At 55.3% G+C, this 20,169-nt stretch carries 14 protein-coding genes and 2 tRNA genes; 10 read left to right on the top strand and 6 right to left on the bottom strand.

Annotation, left to right across the window (positions count from 1 at the left end):
• Window position 1 precedes the first annotated feature (1 nt).
• Window positions 2-898, bottom strand: coding sequence for an EamA family transporter RarD (rarD, locus tag ACN080_RS08325; RefSeq protein WP_419104817.1), 897 nt, complete (start codon window positions 896-898; stop codon window positions 2-4).
• Window positions 899-1,072: 174 nt separating this feature from the next.
• Entirely contained in the window at window positions 1,073-2,377 is a 1,305-nt protein-coding gene (locus ACN080_RS08320) for a DUF6882 domain-containing protein (protein WP_419113518.1), read from the bottom strand.
• A gap of 337 nt (window positions 2,378-2,714) precedes the next feature.
• On the opposite strand from ACN080_RS08320, the gene ACN080_RS08315 reads away from it, so the two are divergent.
• Window positions 2,715-4,019 carry an SseB family protein gene (locus tag ACN080_RS08315; RefSeq protein ID WP_419113517.1) on the top strand — a complete coding sequence of 435 codons (1,305 nt, stop codon included), beginning with the start codon at window positions 2,715-2,717 and terminating at the stop codon, window positions 4,017-4,019.
• 34 nt (window positions 4,020-4,053) lie between these two features.
• On the top strand, window positions 4,054-6,504 hold the full coding sequence (locus tag ACN080_RS08310) for an MMPL family transporter (RefSeq protein WP_419113516.1): 2,451 nt from the start codon (window positions 4,054-4,056) through the stop codon (window positions 6,502-6,504).
• Between the two features lie 128 nt (window positions 6,505-6,632).
• Here the strand turns inward: ACN080_RS08310 and ACN080_RS08305 are convergent, their stop codons facing one another.
• Together ACN080_RS08305 and ACN080_RS08300 are read right to left on the bottom strand one after the other, a co-directional pair.
• Complete coding sequence (locus ACN080_RS08305) at window positions 6,633-8,099, bottom strand: catalase (RefSeq protein WP_419099227.1); 1,467 nt, start codon at window positions 8,097-8,099, stop codon at window positions 6,633-6,635.
• An 80-nt stretch (window positions 8,100-8,179) separates the two neighbouring features.
• Window positions 8,180-8,713 carry a Fur family transcriptional regulator gene (locus tag ACN080_RS08300; RefSeq protein WP_419104821.1) on the bottom strand — a complete coding sequence of 178 codons (534 nt, stop codon included), beginning with the start codon at window positions 8,711-8,713 and terminating at the stop codon, window positions 8,180-8,182.
• Between the two features lie 793 nt (window positions 8,714-9,506).
• On the opposite strand from ACN080_RS08300, the gene ACN080_RS08295 reads away from it, so the two are divergent.
• Window positions 9,507-11,750 (top strand): sigma-70 family RNA polymerase sigma factor, encoded by a 2,244-nt coding sequence (locus ACN080_RS08295; protein WP_419113515.1) that lies wholly within the window; start codon window positions 9,507-9,509, stop codon window positions 11,748-11,750.
• A gap of 142 nt (window positions 11,751-11,892) precedes the next feature.
• On the top strand, window positions 11,893-12,789 hold the full coding sequence (gene htpX, locus ACN080_RS08290) for a zinc metalloprotease HtpX (RefSeq protein WP_419110808.1): 897 nt from the start codon (window positions 11,893-11,895) through the stop codon (window positions 12,787-12,789).
• Window positions 12,790-12,908: 119 nt separating this feature from the next.
• Here the strand turns inward: htpX and ACN080_RS08285 are convergent, their stop codons facing one another.
• Window positions 12,909-13,400: a YajQ family cyclic di-GMP-binding protein gene (locus ACN080_RS08285; protein WP_419110807.1), complete on the bottom strand. Its 492-nt coding sequence runs from the start codon at window positions 13,398-13,400 to the stop codon at window positions 12,909-12,911.
• 179 nt (window positions 13,401-13,579) lie between these two features.
• Between ACN080_RS08285 and ACN080_RS08280 the strand changes: the two genes are divergently transcribed.
• The 3 genes from ACN080_RS08280 to trxA all read left to right on the top strand — a co-directional run bounded on the left by ACN080_RS08280 (window position 13,580) and on the right by trxA (window position 14,711).
• Window positions 13,580-13,966 (top strand): hypothetical protein, encoded by a 387-nt coding sequence (locus ACN080_RS08280; protein ID WP_419113514.1) that lies wholly within the window; start codon window positions 13,580-13,582, stop codon window positions 13,964-13,966.
• A 164-nt stretch (window positions 13,967-14,130) separates the two neighbouring features.
• Window positions 14,131-14,212 (top strand) — tRNA-Tyr (locus ACN080_RS08275).
• Between the two features lie 115 nt (window positions 14,213-14,327).
• On the top strand, window positions 14,328-14,711 hold the full coding sequence (trxA, locus tag ACN080_RS08270; RefSeq protein WP_419099233.1) for a thioredoxin: 384 nt from the start codon (window positions 14,328-14,330) through the stop codon (window positions 14,709-14,711).
• A 78-nt stretch (window positions 14,712-14,789) separates the two neighbouring features.
• On the opposite strand, the gene ACN080_RS08265 is transcribed toward trxA, so the two are convergent.
• Window positions 14,790-15,800 carry a DNA-3-methyladenine glycosylase family protein gene (locus ACN080_RS08265; RefSeq protein WP_419113513.1) on the bottom strand — a complete coding sequence of 337 codons (1,011 nt, stop codon included), beginning with the start codon at window positions 15,798-15,800 and terminating at the stop codon, window positions 14,790-14,792.
• A gap of 104 nt (window positions 15,801-15,904) precedes the next feature.
• On the opposite strand from ACN080_RS08265, the gene ACN080_RS08260 reads away from it, so the two are divergent.
• The 3 genes from ACN080_RS08260 to ACN080_RS08250 all read left to right on the top strand — a co-directional run bounded on the left by ACN080_RS08260 (window position 15,905) and on the right by ACN080_RS08250 (window position 20,066).
• Window positions 15,905-17,509, top strand: coding sequence for a DUF2079 domain-containing protein (locus tag ACN080_RS08260; RefSeq protein WP_419113512.1), 1,605 nt, complete (start codon window positions 15,905-15,907; stop codon window positions 17,507-17,509).
• Window positions 17,510-17,851: 342 nt separating this feature from the next.
• On the top strand, window positions 17,852-19,759 hold the full coding sequence (locus tag ACN080_RS08255) for a DEAD/DEAH box helicase (RefSeq protein ID WP_419113511.1): 1,908 nt from the start codon (window positions 17,852-17,854) through the stop codon (window positions 19,757-19,759).
• Between the two features lie 235 nt (window positions 19,760-19,994).
• Window positions 19,995-20,066 (top strand) — tRNA-Thr (locus ACN080_RS08250).
• Window positions 20,067-20,169: the final 103 nt, after the last annotated feature.

Here is a 20,169-nt window from a genome sequence, read left to right as displayed (position 1 = left end):
GCTAGGTCCTTAACCGTGGTTTCTGGGCTCTCCACGAGTCGGCTATAAAGAAAACTGCGGCTACCCAAATCAGGCCAAAGCCTACCCACCTGCCAGCGGTGAGGGTCTCATGGGTAACAAAGAGAGCCAGCAGGAACTGCATGGTCGGGGTGAGGTACTGAATCATGCCGATCAGGGACAGCGGCACCCGCGAGGCCGCGCTCGCAAAGAGCAGGAGCGGCACCGCTGTGACTAGACCCGAGGCAGCCAGAATCCAAAAGTGAGCCTGACCCTCAGCAAACAGAGTAAGGTCACCTCGGCGGGCAAAGTGAGCCAGTAGGACAGCTGCCATGGGTGCAAGAACCAGGGTCTCTACGCTCAGCGACACGACGGCGGGGACAGCTCCAGCGTACTTTTTGAGCAGACCGTAGAGGCCAAAGCTGAAAGCCAGGCCCAGGCCCAACCAAGGGATTGAGCCGTAGAAGAAACACATGACAAGCACTGCTAAGGCAGCTACCGCGATACCGGCCCACTGGAGTGGGCGGAGTTTTTCACCCAGGAAGAGAACGCCGAGCGCTACCGAAACAATGGGGTTGATGTAGTAGCCCAGTGACGCTTCCATCACATTGTGGCTTGTTGTGGCGATAACGTAGAGCAGCCAATTACAGAAAATGAGTAGGCCTGCGGCCCCGAGCACAAGGAGCTTTCTGGGGCGCTTAAGTACTGCCATGAGTGATTGAACCTGACGGGTTGCCGGTATCAGGAAAGCACAGAAAAGCAGGGTGAAGAGCACCCGCTCAGCCACAATTTCGAGGGGGCTAGCCGGTACCGTTAGCAGGAAATAGAGGGGGAAGAGGCCCCAGATAAGATAGCAGAGGAAAGCTGCAAGAATACCCGAGTTTCTCTGGTTAGTAGGCACCTGTTTTTCTTTCTGTGCTGATTCAGTAGGTCCCTGCAAGTATAGGTCAGTGCTTTCTATGGGCGGGGGAGTTCTAGCTCCTTGGGCGAATGCTCACCATAGAAAAGGCGGTGGCCCCCACCTATAGGGGGAGCCACCGCCAGAGACAACCCCTAGAGCAGGGGTATCTTGGTCTTACAGACCGAAGAAGCGGCTAAAGAAGCCCTTCTTATCTTCCTTGGGCTGGGGCTTCTTAGAGGCCTCAGCGCGTTCGGCCTCAAGGTCAGGTGCCTGACCTGCCAAACGAATCTCCCGTGCATCACGGGTGTCTTCAGCTGACTCGTAACCCGTGGGGGCCTGCTGGGCTTCGTCAGGCTCTTCGGCGCTCTGCACAGGGGCAGCAGGCTGGTCCTGCACAATGTTCTCTTCAGCAATAGTGCTGGTGGTAACACGGCCCGGGCGTACATCTTCGGTAGGGTCCTGGTCATAGGGCTGGTCCGCATTGGGGTAGACACGGTCTGTGGTGATAGTACCTTCGACTTCATCTTCGAGGGCACTCTGTTCTGCCACGGGTTCCTGGGTAGGAGCTTCCGTAAAGGTCTGAGGCTCGGCTGCGGTAGCCTCTTCCTGCTCGGAACCTGCCTGCGCTTCAGCTTGCGCTTCTGCTTGTGCTGCTTCTTCAGCGGCTAGACGGGCGGCTTCTTCTCGTCGGGCCATTTGAGCTGCGGCCTCACGCGCGGCGAGGGTTTCAATACCCTGGCGTTCTGCTTCGAGCTGTTCACGCAGATCACGAGCTTGACTGGCAAGACGGGCTAGCTCATCGGCCCCGACCTGGGGCTCGGCTGCCTCAATGCCCGAAATCTTGCCCTTATCGAACCAAAGACGTAGCGCACCGTCAGCCGCAGTGATGACAGCGGTTGCTTCGGTGTCCCAGGCGATATGTGCGCCGCGGAGCTTGGCATAGGAGTCAACAGCGCGCAAGTGGTTAACAGCGGTGCCGGTCTGCAGGGCCTGAGCCATGACCTGACCCATGCGGTTAACGGTGGGGGCATCCAGGTCAAGCTGAGAGCCTTCGAGAAGGACCCATGCACGGACACCTGCCCCAGCTGTGATGGGGTAGTGGGCATAGATGCCGGTCAGTGCCTTGGTTGCGAGGGTGAGCTTGCGCGCTAGGCCGGAGTCCAGGGGGAGCTCATCGGTGGTGAGTTCCGTAATGGTGTGCTGTGCCCCGCCTTCACGCGCCTGGATTGCTGCCGAAACAACGCGGTCAGGGAAGTGACCGAGTTCTTGCCAGGACCAAATCCAGGAACCGCGGTTCTCAGACTCAGTGCCCAACAGGTAAGGGGTGAGACGTACGGAAGCATCAGACTGGAGGGTGAATGACGGCGCAGAGAAATCCACCGTCCATTCTGCGTCGCCGCTGATCTCAGCGAGACGGGCCTGGTACTCGGTGGAGATGAAGATCGAATCATCAATCAGATCCTGCAGTGTTTTAGTCATGGGTTAAGGCTAGCAACTCTTGGGGTGCTCACGCACCTTTTATACCCGTGGGGACCTGTATTTTCTATCTTTTACCAGGTTCTACCCACTTGGTTCCTTCCCTCTTCCGTGAGCAAGAAAGACACAAATTCAGGGGGCGTGCGGCTAAAAATAAATATTACGGTTGCCACATGTTTTTTAGACAGGGTAGTCGCAAATAACTTGACCAAACACAAGGAACACGCATATCAAGTGCAAGAATTCTTGCTTTAATAGGTATTGATAGGTATTGGTAAGCCTCTTCCCATATCGCACCAACGGGTGTGGAGGTATTCGTCCCAAACAATTCAGGAATTTCATGTCGCACTATAGTCCCAGATACGCAGAGATTGAACGCCCCACCATGGTTCAAGATGCTCTTAACTCAATTGGGAGCTGGATGCTGGGGGTAGTGTCCGTAGAGCCCGGTTGGAATGAGCTGGTCCTAGATATTAAGCCGCTCTCAGAGACTGTCTTTGTGAGAATCACTGAATCTCGCGATGAAGACGATTACCTGGGAAGTGTGGGCCCGCTTAAATCTGATAGCCCAATCCTTAAGGCTATTGAACAGCTACAGCATGCTTGCTATGCAGAGGGTGAGGGAACCTGGTTCACTGCTTCTGTGGTCATCACCGCAAGCGACTGGCCCGAGCCAAAATACCAGATTGGTGCGTCCTATGACCGCCTTCAGGAGCCTGTTGACTGGAAGGGCGAGGGGGGCCTGACCGGTCGCGATATCCGCACTCATTTTGAAACCTTCCCACGTGCGGATGAGCATATCCCGGACTGGGCCGCCACACGCCTGGCGGGTCGTCGCGCTCCTGGTTTTACGGATGATACGGCCAAGGCGCAGCCTGCAAAGACCGCCAACACCTACCTGGTGGAGGCCCTTGAGGCCTTTTCCCAGGACCGGAGTGACCAGGCCCTTGCCAATGTTGTGCGTTCTGCCCAGGGCGGTAACCTGGTCATGGATATCTCCCAGAGCGTCGATAACTCCGAAGGCCAGCTCCAGACCAGCTATCAGGTTCTCCGCCTGTCGAATGGCATGCGTGCGCTCACAGCTTATTCCTCGGAGGAACGGGCCTGCGAATATTCTGTGGATGTCCTCGGTCTAGATATACCGCGTTTGACTACCGAGCACGCTATGAAAGTGTTTTTACAGGTAGCCCACGATGCGTCAATTGACGTCCTGGTACTTGACCCCGGTAGTAGACACGAGTGTTTCATAGAAAAATCTCAGATTCAGTGGGTCGTCGGTTCGCCCCACAATATGCCAGTACAGCGGGCGCTTATGGAGGGGAACATGCACGACCTGCTCCTTGCCCTGGTTGCTCCGGCTTCCACGCTCCTGATGGGTGTCCGTGCCGATGATCCAGCAGGTCGCCCAGTCATCCTCAAAAATGAGGATTCTGAGGACCAGTCTGTTGCACTGGTTTTTACCACTGTTGCAGAGATTGCTGCGCTTGATCCCTCCTTGCAGGTGCGAAGTGCCCCGGCCCTTGACATGCTCAAATTATTGGCTGCTGGTGCTAGTACAGCTGTGCGCATTAACGCCCTTGCTCCGCACGCTACCTTGCCTATGACTCAAATTTGCGAGCTTATTTCAGTAGTAGAATCGCAGTAAACCAAACTAGTCATACACACCAGGAGTATCTCCAATGACCGGTGCACTGCGCCAAATTGGCCACACCGTAGCCAACCATGCTCGCGCAGCCATTGCACTGTGGCTGGTGCTCTTCGTGATCGCTGGAGCTGGTGCCCTGACTTTAGCTCGGGGTGCAACAGCCAGCTATACCATGCCCGGAGCATCGTTCGATGCTGTCCGTGCGGACCTTCAGACTAGGCTCCCTGATAACGGTGTCTCTAGTGGTTACGTTGTGCTTGAGTCAGCTGGCGGTTTCACCGATGAGCAGAAGCAGGCCATCGCACAGGCGGTCGATACTTCCCACCAGGTTGAGGACGTTGCAGGTTCCGTTAATCCCTTTGAGGCGGCAGACGCTATCGCCCAGGCAACTACTACCCTTGAAAACTCAAAAGCTCAGCTAGATCAGCTTCAGGCTCAGATTAGCCAAGGCCAGGCTAAGGTCGATCAAGCTCGGGCCGCTCTACCTACAGATATCAGCCAGGAAGAGCTCAAAGAGCTTGCCCCAGACCTCCTTGCACAGGAAGAAAGCCTGAAACAGGCCCGTATCACCTTAAGGGCCAACAAACTTAAAGTAGATACCGGTCAGCGTGAACTTGATGCCATGGCCGAGGCCAACCTTGTCAGCCAAGACGGAACCGTAGCAATTGTCAGTGTTGCCTTTAACAAGGACACTAACTCGTTGACTCCGGAAGTCCGTCAGAAGGTTTTTGAAACATTCAAGGCGCTTGAAGACAAGGGCATTACTGTCAACTACAGCTACGAGCTTGACCAGGACGTTTCTAAAGTTTTTGGTGCCTCTGAAGCGATTGGTCTAGCGGTTGCATTCGTTGTTCTGCTGATTACTCTCGGTACAGTTGTGGCAGCCGGTCTGCCTCTTGTTCTGGCACTTATCGGGGCGGGTACCGCAGTTGCCCTGGTCTACACCAGTACCGCTTTTATCGGCATGACCGCTACCGACCCGGTTCTAGCTTTGATGCTGGGGCTAGGGATTGGCATTGACTATGCTCTGCTGATTCTTCATCGTTTCCGTGAAGAACTTATGGACGGAGTCGATGTTCGGGAGGCTGTTGCAATAGCTAATTCAACGGCAGGTCATTCTGTCCTCTTTGCGGGTATGACCAATATTGTTGCACTCTCTGCTCTCTTTTTGACCGGTCTACCATTCTTGGCTGTCATGGGCTTTGCGGGTGCTTTCTCTGTTGCGCTGGTTGTTGCTTCGTCCTTGACTCTGGTTCCTGCGGTTCTTTCTCTCTTGGGCACCAAGGTTTTGACCAAGAAGCAGCAGGAAGAGCGCCGCAAGGACCTGCACCGGATCTCAGACAAAACTCACAAGCCACGTAACCGCCGTGAAGCATTCGCTGAAATTGAGGCTGCCTATAAGGGGTGGGGTGGTTTTGTAACCCGCCATCCTATTACCATGACACTGGTATCAGTTGCGATTTTGATTCTTGCCATTATCCCGACCAGTTCACTTCGACTTGGTCTGCCCGACGGTTCCTACCAGGCCAGCGACTCAACTTCCTACCGCGCCTACCAGACCATTAGTGACAAGTTCGGTGAGGGTTTTAACGGGCCTATCCTTGCCGGTGTCACCCTTTCCGTTCCGGGTGACCAGGAACACCTGCGCCTAGTTGCCTTGAACGTTGCCGGCAAGCTTAATAACAAGGACATCGAAAGTGTCGCTATCGTAGGGATGAGCGAAGACAACGCCACCGCAGTTTTGGCATTCTTCCCCAAGGAAGGCCCCTCAGCCCAGAGCACCCAGGATGCTGTGCACGCAATGCTCGATAAGGTTGAGCCTGCGGAGAAAGCCACGGCAACCAGTATTGGCTTAACCGGGCAGACTGTAGCTAACATCGAGATTTCTGAGCAGATTTCTACTTCAATTCCACTCTATCTCTCTGTCGTTATTCTGCTCTGTCTGATCTTGATGGCCCTTGTCTTCCGGTCAATTATTGTTCCTGTTATGGCAACCATCGGATTCTTGCTCTCAACCCTGGCCTCCTTTGGCGCTGTCGTTGCCGTCTACCAGTGGGGCTGGATGGGTGACCTCTTTGGGGCAACCCAGCCGGGTCCGATTTTGGCTTTCCTGCCCATCCTGCTCATCGGTATTCTGTTTGGTCTTTCCGTGGACTACCAAATCTTCATTGTCTCCGGCATGCGTGATGCTTACCGTAAGGGCCATACTGCTCTGGATGCTGTCGCCATCGGCTACAAGCAGGGTGGCGGGGTTGTGACTGCCTGCGGTGTCATTATGGTCGCGGTTTTCGCCAGTTTCGTCTTCTCACACCTGACAGCTGTGCGGCCTATCGGTTTTGCCTTGGCCCTGGGCGTTGCTATGGATGCTTTCTTGATTCGGACCACCTTTATTCCTGCAACCATGTACCTGCTGGGGGATGTCGCCTGGTGGTGGCCTTTCGAGAAGAACCGCAAGACCGAGGACGCGCCCAAGCACATCGCCTAAGTGCGGCTTCAGCGCTAAAGCCTGGGTACTTTCAAACATGAAAACCGCCCTGCGGTATCCAAGAGGACACCGCAGGGCGGTTTTTTATGGGGTAGCTACCTGGCTAAGCAAGGTAGCTACCTGGCAGGCTACTTACCTGCTACTGCTTGGCGTACACGAGCACCGAGTTCTTCATGGACAGAGTCCCAGTACTTGAATGCACGTTCACGGATTTCATCTGACTTCACAGCACCAACGTGGCCCGCGATGTTGGAGACCAGACGTTCCTGAGCGGCCTCGTCCATAACATCGGTGTACAGGGTACGAGCCTGGCCGAAGTCGTCGTCTTCTGCGTGCAGGGTGGCAGCGGCGTGAACCAGCGCGCCATCGGCTTCCCAGGAGCCCTCACCGGCGCGTGCAGGATCAGCGTGGGGGCCACCCAGGCTGTTGGGCGCGTAGACCGGGGTATCTGCAGTCTTGAAGGAGTAGCGCATAGCGCCGTCCTGGCTGTAGTTGTTTACTTCTGCATTCCGAGCGTAGTTAACCGGAAGGTCCGCGAAGTTGGTGCCTACGCGGTAGCGGTGTGCATCGGGGTAGGAGAAGATACGACCCAGGAGCATCTTGTCGGGAGAGGGACCGATACCGGGAACAAAGTTGGAGGGTGAGAAGGCAGCCTGCTCAACCTGGGCAAAGAAGTTCTCGGGGTTCTTGTTCAGAGTCATCTTGCCGACCTTGATCAGGGGGTAGTCGGCGTGCGGCCATACCTTGGTCAGATCGAAGGGGTTAAAGCGGTAGGTCTTTGCATCTTCGTAGGGCATGACCTGGACGTAAAGGGTCCATGAGGGGAACTCGCCACGTGCGATAGCGTCGTGTAGGTCCTGACGGTGGTAATCAGCGTTCTCGCCTGCAATGCGGTTTGCTTCTTCCTGGGTGAGGAAGTCGTTGCCCTGGTCAGTCTTGAAGTGGTACTTGACCCAGAAACGCTCGCCTTCGGCATTGATCCACTGGTAGGTGTGTGAGCCGAAGCCATCCATGTGGCGCAGGGTGGCGGGGATGCCGCGGTCACCCATCAGCCAGGTGACCTGGTGAGCTGATTCGGTGCGCAGGCTCCAGAAGTCCCACTGCATGTCGTTGTCACGCAGGCCGCTGCCGGGCATACGCTTCTGTGAGTGAATGAAGTCGGGGAACTTGATGGCATCACGAATGAAGAAGACCGGGGTGTTGTTACCTACGAGGTCGTAGTTACCCTCGGTGGTGTAGAACTTGATGGCGAAGCCGCGGGGGTCACGCCAGGTGTCAGGTGACCCCTGTTCACCGGCAACGGTTGAGAAGCGGATAGCCATTTCGGTAGAAACACCGGGCTGGAAGAGCGCTGCGCGGGTGTACTGTGAGACATCCTCGGTGGTTTCGAATACACCGAAGGCACCGGTGCCCTTAGCGTGAACGACACGCTCGGGTACGCGTTCGCGGTTGAACTGAGCGAGCTTTTCAACGGTGTAGGCATCGTGCAGGACGATGGGACCATCGTTGCCTACAGTCAGTGAATCGTTGTCTGATGCAACGGGTGCACCTTGAGCGGTGGTGGTAAATGAACCGGGCTTAATCGGATTGTTCATTTCTCCTACTTTCCTGTGTGGGGTTATGCTCTGGAGCTCTTCACCGTGAGAGGTGAGGGAAACGACCGGAGCTGTGAGCGCTAGCTAACGGTGAGTTCTTGTGCAGCCTGTTGCTGAGCGAGCGCTACATCTTTTTCTTCTGGCTTCTGGCAGTCGGTGCAAATGCCTCGGTAGAGAACGTCTGCGCTGAGCAGGGCCATGCCGTGAAAATCGCTGGGGGTCAGGCAGGGGGCCTCACCAACCGCGCAGTCTACATCCTCCACTTTTCCGCAGCGGATGCAGTAGGCATGGTGGTGATTATCTCCGGTACGGGTTTCGTAGAGCCCTGCTGACCCTGGAGGCTCAAATTTACGGAGCATTTTGATGTCAGTTAGATCAGCTAGGACCACGTAGACCGACTGGACTGTGATACCGGCTAGCTCTTGGCGCACTGCTGTAACAATTGCATCGGCTGTGGAGTGCGGGTTTTCGTGAACTGCGCTCAGAACAGCGAGTCGTTGCTTTGTGACGCGACGCCCCTTGGCTCTGAGCTGAGCTGACCAGGTTTCCCTGTGGGAGCTAGCTGGTGCTTTCGGGGCTTCTGGCATGTGCTGGCAGCCTGCGGTGGCAGGCATGCTCCTTGTTGACATCATGTCACCATCCTACCCTTATTATGAATCTTTCACAATAGAGTCTGACTGTGTGGTAGATCAGGTCTACCTCTTCCCGGCGGGGGTGCTTGAAAGGTTTTGCTGCTAGACCTCTTGGCGGATATGCTCTGGAATCGTTCTGGCGAGAAAAGTTATTGAAGAAAGTTTTGTGGTGCCAGGAGCGCCGCGATAGATTTTTGGTTGACGGTAAAAATTTTTTCAAACTTTTTTAAGTTTCGCGTCATGAAACAAGTGGAAACCGCTCTTAATAAGTGATGGTGAAAATCATCGGCTGTTACCTACAAGCTGTTTGGGGCTTGAGGGTAGCAAGAACCTGGCGGCGCTATGGGAAGCCTTGCCAGGCATAAGGGAATAATGGGCGCTCATCAATCGTGGGGATTGAGCGAGTGCAATCGCTGGCTATCAAGGTTAGGGACCCTTGATAGCCGGCGCTAAAGCATTGTGCTGTCACCGGGTGCCGGGTCGCTTCTGCTGGAACCAGATAATGAAGCGATCCTGCATGCTACGCGAGCATTTACCGTGTACAGGGCCGTTCGCGGGTTCTGTACACGGAAAACATCGCGAGGATCGCATGGTGCCTTGGTTTGCTGGTGACCGGAATTACAGTATCCAGTTCGTGGGCTAAAGAGGGCATGCGGTATGTGATGGCCTGCATGCGCTTTACATATTGGGGAAATATACCGTAACGCAGAAAATCCCGATAAGCTGAAAGGAAGTCGTTTTCCTTAGCGCGGCTAGTATCTACACGGGGAGATTTATGCGATCATACAATTCTGCTCAAACTGGCCAGTCTGGCCCTGCCGACGAAGTTTTGCTTTCTGAAGTTCGCCAGGGTCAGCTTGAGTCGTTTGGTGTTTTGTATGAGCGCTATGTGGTCATGGCGCGCGCTATTGCTTATAGGCATACCTCAAACCAGACTCTGTCAGAGGATCTCGTATCTGAGGCCTTCGTCAGAATTTTGCAGGCTCTTAAGAATGGCAAGGGCCCTCGCGCTTTCATGGGCGGATATCTTGCCACAACACTCGCTCATCTGGCTGCTGAGAACGGTCTTATAGCGCAAAAAGAGGTGCTGAGCGAAGAGCATGACCTAGAGCTGGCTGGGTCATTGGATGAGACTGTTCTTAAACTGCATGAGTCCGATGAACTGATTTCTGCATTCACCAGTTTGCCGGAACGTTGGCAGTCTGTTCTGTGGATGACCGAGGTTGAGAATAAAAAGCCCCGTGAAGTAGCTACAGCTCTGAACCTGTCGGCTAATGCTGTTTCCGCTCTAGCTGCTCGCGCACGGGAAAGCCTTCGCGAGGGGTTTCTGCGAGCACATCAACACGCTCCCAAAACTGCTGAGTGCGCGCAGTACTCACCTCACCTCAGCTCTATGGTCCGTGGCTCGCTAACTAAGAAGCGTAGCGAAACTCTACGAGCTCACCTTTCAACATGCTCATTTTGCTCTTCTGAATACCTGAATCTGATCGGTATCAACAAGACTATGCGCACGTGGGTTTTCCCCGTGCTTGCAGGGCTTACGCCGATTCTTACTGACAGTTCTAAGGTCATTCTCCCGTACATCGCCGGTGGTAGCCTAGCCCTGGCTGGTGCAAGTCACAGTGGGGGAGCGGGGCTTGCCTCTTTGATTCCCGGACGCTGGGCTTCTTCCAAACCCTCTCTGGTGGGGGCCGCTGCCGCTGTAACCGCTATTGGTGCGGTGGCCGGTGGCATAGCACTGGTCAATAACTCGTCCTCTAATTCAACGGTGATTAGTGCCGATTCTCAGCTTGAAACCGCACCAGCTTCAAGCCCCTCGGAAGAGGCAGGTGGCATCGTTGATGCTCTTGTTGATTCGCCCCAAAGCTCAGGCTCGAGCGTCCCCGTAGAATCTTTTAGGGCTCCTGCTGCAGCAGCGCCTAGCATGCTGGTGGATACCCAGACTTTTGATTCTGCTGCTTCACCGCGCGGGCAGCTGGGGCAGAAGGCCTCTCACAGTCGCGCAAGCTCTGGGAATGCCACTGACTCTTCAGCCGGTACTAGCGTAATAAGAAGACCATCGGTGGAAATCCCTCAAGGTCAGACTCTCTCTGCTCTGACCGGTCCCTGGCAGGATGACACGATGGGGGTTCATGGGGCGTCTAAGGAGTCAGCCGATCTTGCGAGCTCTTTAGTATTCTCAAACCAGCCAGATGGTACCGCTGGAGTCGGTGATACTCAGCAGCCTACGGTAGCTGAGCCCGAGAGCGATACCCCGGTAAGATCAACTTTGCCCGTGGAAAGTCAGCCACCGGGGGAATCTGTAGCGCCTGTTAATCCTGTAGACCGTACCCAGCCAGTTGCTCCTGCCGATCCTGATACTCCAGTAGATCGTTCTATGCCGACCGACCCGGCTGAACCAACAGAGCCTGTTGAGCCAAGCGACCCGGCTGACCCGGCTAATCCGGCTGAACCAAGCGACCCAGCTGAGCCGACCGACCCGGCTGAGCCGACCGACCCGGCTGAGCCAGCTGAACCAAGCGACCCAGCTGAGCCAACAGAGCCTGTTGAGCCAACTGACCCAGTTGAGCCTAAAGAACCTGCTGATCCTGACACTCCAGTGGATCGTTCTATACCGACCGACCCAACTGACCCGGCTGAACCAACAGAGCCTGTTGAGCCAAGCGACCCAGTTGAGCCTAAAGAACCTGCTGATCCTGACACTCCAGTGGACCGTTCTATACCGACCGACCCGGCTGAACCAAGCGAGCCAGCTGAGCCAAGCGACCCTGGAGTTCCCGACCCCAAGGACTGGGTAGGAACCCCCGAATACTACAAGTGGATGGCGCAGGTGCCCTGGGATACAATCGGTAGCCCAGTCAATGACAACCGTATGTGCAGGATTACCTATATCTATTCGGGTAGTCTGGTCAGCTTCGGAACCTACATTCCGCAGATTATTCTTGACTCCCCCTATGCGCTCTATGCTCTAGAGAGCTACTTTGGGCTAGAGGCGATTACAGAGATTACCTGCGTCTAGGAGACATTAAGATAGCTACCGGCCTGCCTCCTGAATGAGTTAGGCCGGTCATAATATGCTCTTCGCAAAAGCACAGCCTCTACCCAGCTAAAGACCCTAGTCTATAAAGCAACAATAACTTTCCTGAGAAAGGTGTAATAGGGTGCACGGCCATAACAACGGGCTTAAAACTGCTCTTTTACTGGGTTCGATGGTCGGTTTTCTCTTGCTCATTGGGGCGGGGCTAGCTGCCTATACCCGTAGTTCTGTGTGGATTATGATTATGGGCCTGGTGGGCGTGGGCATGGTGGCCTATTCCTACTGGAACTCCGATAAAATCGCTATCCGTTCCATGAACGCCTATCCCGTGACTCGCGATCAGGTCCCCGGTCTTTACGAAATTGTTGAGGAGCTCTCAGCCAAGGCCAATCAACCAATGCCGCGTCTCTACGTTGCTCCCACCTTGACCCCTAATGCTTTTGCTACGGGGCGTAACCCCCAGAATGCGGCCGTTTGTTGCACCGAGGGGATCTTGCAGCTCCTTGATCATCGTGAGATGCGCGGTGTCATCGGGCATGAGCTGATGCACGTCTATAACAGGGATATTTTAATTGGCTCCATCGCTGCGGCTTTAGCTTCTGTGGTGGGAACCATCTCTCAGGTCATGAGCTTTGGCTTGATGTTTGGCGGTAACCGAAACAATGACAACCGGGGCGGTGGAGGGCTCATCTTCACGCTCTTTCTTGCTGTGATGGCACCCCTGGTGGCGGGCGTAATGCAGATGGCAATTAGCCGCACACGAGAATACGATGCCGACCAAGACGGCTCCCAGCTCACCGATGACCCGTTAGCTCTGGCCTCTGCACTGCACAAGCTTGAAAACGGTGTCTCGCGCTACCCCCTGGACCCTGAGAACCCTAAAGTTGCTGGCACAGCCTCGATGATGATCGCCAACCCTTTCCGCGCGGGTCAGATTCAGAACCTGATGGCGTCGCACCCTCCCATGGCTGACCGCATCGCCAGACTTGAAGCGATGGCGCGCGCCAAGGGGCAAATCTAGCCCTGCCGCTTTCGCGTCAGTAAGCGGGTGAATATTTTGCCCTGCCTAGGGAAAGGTGCCCTCTGTTTCAAAGAACAGAGGGCACCTTCTATGGGCTTGAGTGAAGCGCGGGCTAAAACCTAGCGGTAGTTGACAAACTGTAGATCAACTTCGAGGTCAGCACCCTTCAGCAGAGCGATAACATCCTGCAGATCATCACGTGACTTAGATGAGACACGGAGCTCGTCACCCTGGATGGTTGCCTTGACGCCCTTGGGCCCTTCTTCACGAATCAGCTTGGTGATTTTCTTGGCCTGGTCTTGGGCAATACCTTCTTTGATAGAAGACTCAATGCGGTACTCCTTGCCCGATGCATAGGGGTCACCGGAATCCAGGGACTTAAGAGAAATTCCGCGTTTAACCAGCTTGGACTGGAAGACATCAAGAACAGCTAGGGCACGTTCTTCAGAATTAGCCTTAATCAGAATCTTTTCGCCAGAAAAATCAATCTCAGCGCCAACGCCACGGAAGTCATAGCGCTGGGCTACTTCTTTCTGGGCCTGGTTGAGCGCGTTGGAAACTTCCTGCTTATCGACCTTAGATACAACGTCAAATGATGAGTCGCTTGCCATGCAGGGCACCTCTTTCGTAAGTAATAGTCAGGGGGCTGGGGCACAAGGTTTTTTGAACCTGAGTGCTTCTCACTATAACCGTACCCTGTTAGAGCGGCTGTCAGCATATTTCTAGAATCGTTATAAAAATGTGACTCCATTTTCAGCAAAACTTCATTTTGCTTTGAAAGGATGAAAGTATGGCTGAAAAGAAAACAGCTGCCCACGCTCAAGCCGGCATACCGTCCGGCTCAGGAACCACTCCGGCGGCGCACCAGATAACTGCAGTAACAGACGAAAGCATGCAGAGGGCTTATGAAGCGCTCATGGCAGATCTGTCTGCAGACGATTTCCTCTTTGAAGCTCTTCCCAACGCTGGGGCAGAGCATAAGCAAGCGGAACTCTTTGCCCCCGAGCTAGGGTCTACCTTGAAGGACCCTTCCATCATTGCTCGTTTTGAGGGTGTTAAAGAGAATCTCGAGCGAGAAATCAAGGGTGGCATGTGTACCCCGGACCAAGCCTACGCCTACTTGGAGAACCTTGAAATCACGCTTCTTTTAGAGCAGGAATCCGCACTGACGTCCTAGCGGAAAACAATATGCTCACTAGCTCCTGCAGTCATGACTGCAGGAGCTCCTTCTTTCTAGAAGTGGGCTTGGCAACAAAAAGGGGTGCCAAGTTGGCAACCGTGGCAAAAGTGTGTAAAGTAGTCTACTGTTCGTTGATACGAATGATTCAAGAAATTGAATACGGCAGATTACCCGAGCGGCCAAAGGGGGCTGACTGTAAATCAGCTGGCATTGCCTACGGGGGTTCAAATCCCTCATCTGCCACAGCGAAAATCCCATCTCATCACGAGATGGGATTTTTTGTTAACTCCTCTTCATTATCAGAGAAACTGGCACCGGGCTTTAGACATGCAGGGGTAAAAGGGGTAGCGTGTTCATCATGGCAACCATTGAAATTACCCAGGAAAACCTCACCCAGCAGGTCGAATCATCAGATATCCTCTTCCTCGACTTCTGGGCTGAATGGTGTGGCCCCTGCAAGCAGTTTGGCCCCATTTTTGAGGAAGCCTCTGAGAAGCACCCCGAGATTACCTTTGGCAAGGTCGATACCGAAGATCAGCAGCAGCTGGCCGCGGCCGCCAACATCACCTCAATTCCTACTGTGATGGGTTTCCGCGAGGGTGTCCTTGTGTTCTCCCAGCCCGGTGCGCTGAACGCTCAACAGTTCGACCAGATCATTGAGGCGGTTAAGGGCTTGGACATGGCTGAGGTTCACAAGCAGGTTGCTGAGGCAGAAGCCGCCCAGCAGGCCGAAGAAAACTAAGCTTCAAAAAATACTTATAGACCTTAGCCATCGGGCTCCCCCAGCAGGGGAGTTCGATGGCTTTGCTATGTCGTGGAGCTAGAAGGAACGGAAGTCTTGCGGGGCGTAGCGGGGCGCCCTGCGGGGTTCGTGGATACCGGTGGCTTTAATGAGGCTGACCACTCGTTGCCGATGCCCGGCATAAGGGGCTAGGAGTTCTAACATGCGGTGGTCATCGCCGCGGACCCCGTCAAAGGCGTAGGTAAGGTGGTGGGCTAAATGGTAGTCACCCACACTGACGGCATCGGGGTGGCCGCAGTACCGCTGGAGTGTTTCTGCAACTGTCCACTGGCCGACACCCGGTATCCCAGCAAGAACCTGGGCCAGCTCCCCTGTAGTGCTTTCTTCCGCAAACCGTTCGAAAGAGGCGGCTTGGCGCGCATAATGGACCATAGTAGAGGAGCGCGAACGGTCAAAACCAGCCCGGTGGTAGTCCCAGTCAGGAATCTGCGCAAAGACATCAGCCGGGGGAAAAAAGAGCAAATCCGCCGGCTGATCGGGGTAGCCGGTCTGAGGGGCCTGCTGGCCGTATCGGCCAAGGAGCGCCCGCATACCTCCCATCGCCTCTATACCAGTTACCCGCTGTTCTGAGATAGCGAGCAGAAGATTTTGGGAAAGCAGGCCAATGGAGGGGAGTCTTAGACCCGGAGCCTCTGCCCTTGCCTGCTTGAGGCGTTCGGGTAGTTGTTGCCAGGCAGGGGAAGCATAGAAGGGCGACCAGCAGTCATTCTCGCCTACCCAGCCTCCAACCTTTTCAGCGAAGGCTTCCAAAGCGCTGGCTGGGGAGAGGGTTCCTAAATGTGTGGACGAGGAGGGACCGGGTGCCCACAGCGTCACATTGAACGGGGCAGATAGACCCGCCCCTGCTAGGCGTGCACACCGAAGGAGGATATTGATGCCTTGCTCATGAGCACTTGCCCAGTGGATGGTCTCGGCGGGGGTGGAAACCGCTCGCATCAGCGGATCAGCCTGGCCTCTTTGCAAGGGTGCAAAAGTCTGTCCCAGGTGCACCGCATGGGTTGGTTCCAGAACAAAAGAGGCGCGCAACATGTTTTCTATCGTCTCATGTGCCGGGCATATTGGAAGACCCGATAAGTCTTACTCAGCTCGACTGTCTATACTTACCAAAGACTGCACCCCAACAGAGAAGAACAATGGCCATTAAGAAACTGCTTGAACACCCCCAGCCGGTTCCTGCGCGAATTGCCGCAACAACCCTAGCTCTGGCAGTCTTTGGTCTCTACAGCACTTACTCCTGGTTCCAGTGGCGGCACTATCTTGTGCCCTCCTGGGATTTAGGAATCTTCGCCCAGCTTGCCAAAGCCTACTCCCAAGGTCAGGCCCCTATTGTTCCTATCAAGGGGGAGGGCTTTAACCTCCTGGGGGACCACTTTCACCCCATTACCATTGCCCTGACCCCCTTTTACTGGTTATGGCCCAGCCCAGCGACCCTGCTCTATGTGCAAAACGGACTGGTCGCTCTCTCTGTCTATTTGCTGATCAGGTTTGCCCAAAAAATAGTGAAGCCCTGGGCGGCTCTTACACTCGGGCTAGCCTACGCCCTGAGCTTCGGTATCCAGCAAGCTGTCTCTGTTCAATTCCACGAAGTAGCTTTCGCCCTACCCTTCCTGCTCATGAGCCTGGGCAACCTAGCGATCATGCGGCTTGAAACCGAGCGCGGCCCCTTTTTACGCCGGGCTGTCTACTGGGCATTCCCCGTGGTGTTTGTCAAAGAGGACATGGGAATTACGGTTCTTGCTATCGGTCTGGTTATTCTTTGGCGAACAGGATGGTTCCGCACAGCTGCAGGAATCCTCTTTCCTCTTGCAAGCGCTGCTCCGGCAACTCTGACACAACGGAGCAAAACGCTCCTGCGTTCTTGGATGAGCACCCCGGCTGTGGCGGAAGCTAGTCTGCTTACCCTCTGGGGGCTGATCTGGCCCCTGCTTGCTATCGGGCTGATCCTGCCTTACTTCAACACAGGGGGAGTCTTCGACTACTCCGATAAGCTTGACGTCGCCGCCGCTCTAGGAGACCCCCTGGGAGCATTCGCCCAGCTCTTTTACCCCTGGCAGAAAAGCGCAACTCTCGGTCTACTCCTACTCACGGGGGTTCTAGCCTGGGCTATTAGCCCCATTGCCTGGGTGGCGGTACCGACTCTTATCTGGCGCTTGCTCTCACCGCAAGAAGGCTACTGGGAACCTACCTGGCACTACAACCTGGTTCTCATGCCCATCATCTTCACCGCCCTGCTGGACACTCTGGCCCGGGCGCAGGCAGGTACTCAGGTTCCTGCCCGCCCCCTCGGCAAGGGCCCGCTGGCTGGTACCCGCAGGTCGCTCCTGGATGGAATGAAGCATCAGGCACCTATTATCTTGCCCGCTCTCACCCTGCTTATTGCTTTAGGAACCCTGCCCTGGCAGCCTCTTGCCCAGCTGGGCCAACCTAGTTTTGCTAGCTCCACGCTCAGCTTGACCGATGAGATGAAAGCAGAAGCTGTAGCGGCTATTCCACAGGGAAGTACCGTGGCCGCTGACCTCTCGGTACTGACCTACCTGGTCCCAGAACACACCGCCTACTGGATCGGACACTCCGGTGAACCCGCCCCAGATTATGTGGTCATCGACCGTATGGGGAGCGCATGGGGCAGCAACCCGCCCTCGAGCGCCGTAGCCTATGCCACCGGCAGGTACGGGTCAGCAGCCTACCTGCCCTACCGAACCATCGGGACAATTGAGATAGCCGTCCGGGCCGACTAAGTGCTGTACCCTCTATCACCACGGGGAACCAAAACCTACAAACTAGGGTAGAGTTGAGAGTGTAAGAATCGGGAACCCCGAAATTTTCTCTTAGCGCTCACGCCCAGCTAGGCAACTAATCACAGGGCTACGCGCGTTCGACGACCATACTTTGGCTAAGCAGAACGTTGAACCAACGATAGAGAACCTGATGTGTAATCAGCTCGCCCAAGCGCGCAACCCAAGTTAGCTACAGCGCCCACGAACCGAAGACCTCACCTAAGCGTAAGGCCCCTCGCGAGCATTCCACGGGGAAACCCGTAAACGCACCACACAAAACCGGTGCGTGCACAACCCCACTCGATGAGGAATACATTGACTGAAAATACTGCTGTGAACGCAGAAACCGCAACTGAACCTGTCTTCCAGGAACCGGTTGTAGACACCCATACTGCCCCCAAAACTCAGACCGAAAAGTCTGATGACGAGGGTATCCGCTTCACTGATCTAGGCCTGGATGCACGCGTCCTCGCGGCACTGGAAAAGGTAGGCTACGAAAAGCCCTCACCCATCCAGGCACAGACTATCCCCCTACTTCTTGAAGGTCGCGATGTTGTTGGCCTGGCACAGACCGGTACCGGTAAAACCGCTGCTTTCGCGCTGCCTGCCCTGTCCACCTTGGCTGAGCTCGCCGACGTCAACGGTGTTTCCAAGGACACCCAGGTTCTGGTTCTTGCACCCACCCGTGAACTGGCTCTACAGGTAGCAGAAGCTTTCTCTTCTTACGCCACCGACATGGAGAACTTCACCGTTCTTCCCGTCTACGGCGGCTCACCCTACGGCCCCCAGCTAGCCGGCCTCAAGCGCGGCGCACAGGTTGTTGTCGGTACTCCCGGCCGTGTCATTGACCACCTCAAGAAGGGCTCCCTGGACCTCTCAAACCTCCAGTACCTGGTACTTGATGAGGCCGACGAGATGCTCCGCATGGGTTTTGCCGAAGACGTTGAATCAATCCTGTCAGAAACTCCTGACACCAAGCAGGTAGCCCTCTTCAGCGCCACCATGCCCAAGACTATTCGCAAGATTGCGGAGAAGTACCTCAACAACCCCGTTGAAGTAAGCGTCAAGTCTAAGACCACCACCAGCGCCAATATCCGTCAGCGCTACATGCAGGTCATGCACTCCCACAAGCTCGAGGCAATGACCCGCGTGCTTGAGGTTGAGGACTACGACGGCATCATCGCCTTCGTACGCACCAAGAAAGAAACCGAAGAAGTAGCTGAAAAGCTCAAGGCTCGTGGCTTCCAGGCCGCCGCCATCAACGGTGACATTCCCCAGGCTCAGCGTGAACGAACCGTTGAGGCTCTGCGCCAAGGCCGTATCGATATCCTGGTTGCGACCGACGTTGCGGCCCGTGGCCTAGACGTTGAGCGTATCTCACTGGTTGTTAACTTCGACATTCCGCACGATACTGAGTCCTACGTCCACCGTATTGGCCGTACCGGCCGTGCAGGCCGTGCAGGCGAAGCTATCCTCTTCATGACCCCTCGTGAAAAGTACATGCTCCGCCAGATTGAAAAGGCTACCCGCCAGCAGGTCGAGCAGATGCACATGCCCACTGTTGACGACGTCAACGACACCCGCAAGCAGCGCTTTGCTCAGCAGATTACTGACACCATTGAGAGTGAAGACCTGAGCTTCTTCCGTACCCTCATTGATGCTTACGCTCTGGAACACGACGTCGAAGGCGAAGAGATTGCAGCTGCACTGGCTGTTATCGCCCAGCAGGGTCGCCCCTTCCTGGCCGAAGAAACTCCTGAGCCCAAGCGCAAGACCCGCGATCGTGATGACCGCGGCTTTGACTGTGATGATAAGCCCCGTGGCGGCCGCCGCCACAAGGACGAAGGCATGGTTGATTTCAAGCTCAACGTAGGCCGCGCATCACGCGTTTCGCCCGCAGCTATCGTGGGTGCCCTCACCAATGAGGGTGGCCTGACCGGTAAGCAGATCGGTTCGATTGATATCCGCCAGCACTTCACCATTGTGGGCCTGCCTGAGGCTGAGCTACCCCGTGACTTCTTTGACCGCCTGCGTGACACCCAGGTTGCTGGCGAGTTCATCAACATCAAGCGCGACCGTGGCCCCAAGGGCGGCGGCGGTTTCGGTGGTAAGAAGTTTGATCGTGAGGACCGCGGTGGCTTTGGTAAGCGCTATGACCGTGATGACCGTGGCGGCTTCGGCGGTAAGAAAAAGGGCCGTAAGAAGTTCTAAACCTTTGTGCCGTGAGAACCTAGAGACTTTTGAAAGGCTCGTTCTCGTAGAAGTGTAAGGGGGAGCCCCTCCTGGCTTTCTATTCCTTAGTTGGTTATGCCAGCCTCGGGATGGGCAGGAGGGGCCTTCTTCTGCCCTTGCTTACCCAAGAAAAAGGCTGTGCCTCAGAACACCCAGAAAAATCTGGCTTTCAGTTTGCGCGCAGGCTCAGATGTACCGTAGAGTATTATCTGTTGCCCCGATAGCTCAGTGGTAGAGCGCCATCTTGGTAAGATGGAGGTCCCGGGATCGATTCCCGGTCGGGGCTCTGGTATGAGCCCGTAATAAGGCACATACATGGCGGTGTAGCTCAGCTGGTTAGAGCGCACGACTCATAATCGTGAGGTCGACGGATCGAGCCCGTCCACCGC

It is taken from the genome of Rothia sp. CCM 9416, assembly GCF_048513535.1.
Classification (GTDB): domain Bacteria; phylum Actinomycetota; class Actinomycetes; order Actinomycetales; family Micrococcaceae; genus Rothia.
Note: the sequence above shows the minus strand (reverse complement) of the source record. Positions and strands in the feature narration are given on the sequence as shown.

Bases quoted from the DNA above. Each gene is read 5' to 3' on its own strand.
- ACN080_RS08320 (WP_419113518.1), bottom strand. From the start codon at position 2,377: ATGACTAAAACACTGCAGGATCTGATTGATGATTCGATCTTCATCTCC.
- ACN080_RS08315 (WP_419113517.1), top strand. From the start codon at position 2,715: ATGTCGCACTATAGTCCCAGATACGCAGAGATTGAACGCCCCACCATG.
- ACN080_RS08310 (WP_419113516.1), top strand. From the start codon at position 4,054: ATGACCGGTGCACTGCGCCAAATTGGCCACACCGTAGCCAACCATGCT.
- ACN080_RS08305 (WP_419099227.1), bottom strand. From the start codon at position 8,099: ATGAACAATCCGATTAAGCCCGGTTCATTTACCACCACCGCTCAAGGT.
- ACN080_RS08300 (WP_419104821.1), bottom strand. From the start codon at position 8,713: ATGCCTGCCACCGCAGGCTGCCAGCACATGCCAGAAGCCCCGAAAGCA.
- ACN080_RS08295 (WP_419113515.1), top strand. From the start codon at position 9,507: ATGCGATCATACAATTCTGCTCAAACTGGCCAGTCTGGCCCTGCCGAC.
- ACN080_RS08285 (WP_419110807.1), bottom strand. From the start codon at position 13,400: ATGGCAAGCGACTCATCATTTGACGTTGTATCTAAGGTCGATAAGCAG.
- ACN080_RS08280 (WP_419113514.1), top strand. From the start codon at position 13,580: ATGGCTGAAAAGAAAACAGCTGCCCACGCTCAAGCCGGCATACCGTCC.
- trxA (WP_419099233.1), top strand. From the start codon at position 14,328: ATGGCAACCATTGAAATTACCCAGGAAAACCTCACCCAGCAGGTCGAA.
- ACN080_RS08265 (WP_419113513.1), bottom strand. From the start codon at position 15,800: ATGTTGCGCGCCTCTTTTGTTCTGGAACCAACCCATGCGGTGCACCTG.
- ACN080_RS08260 (WP_419113512.1), top strand. From the start codon at position 15,905: ATGGCCATTAAGAAACTGCTTGAACACCCCCAGCCGGTTCCTGCGCGA.
- ACN080_RS08255 (WP_419113511.1), top strand. From the start codon at position 17,852: ATGAGGAATACATTGACTGAAAATACTGCTGTGAACGCAGAAACCGCA.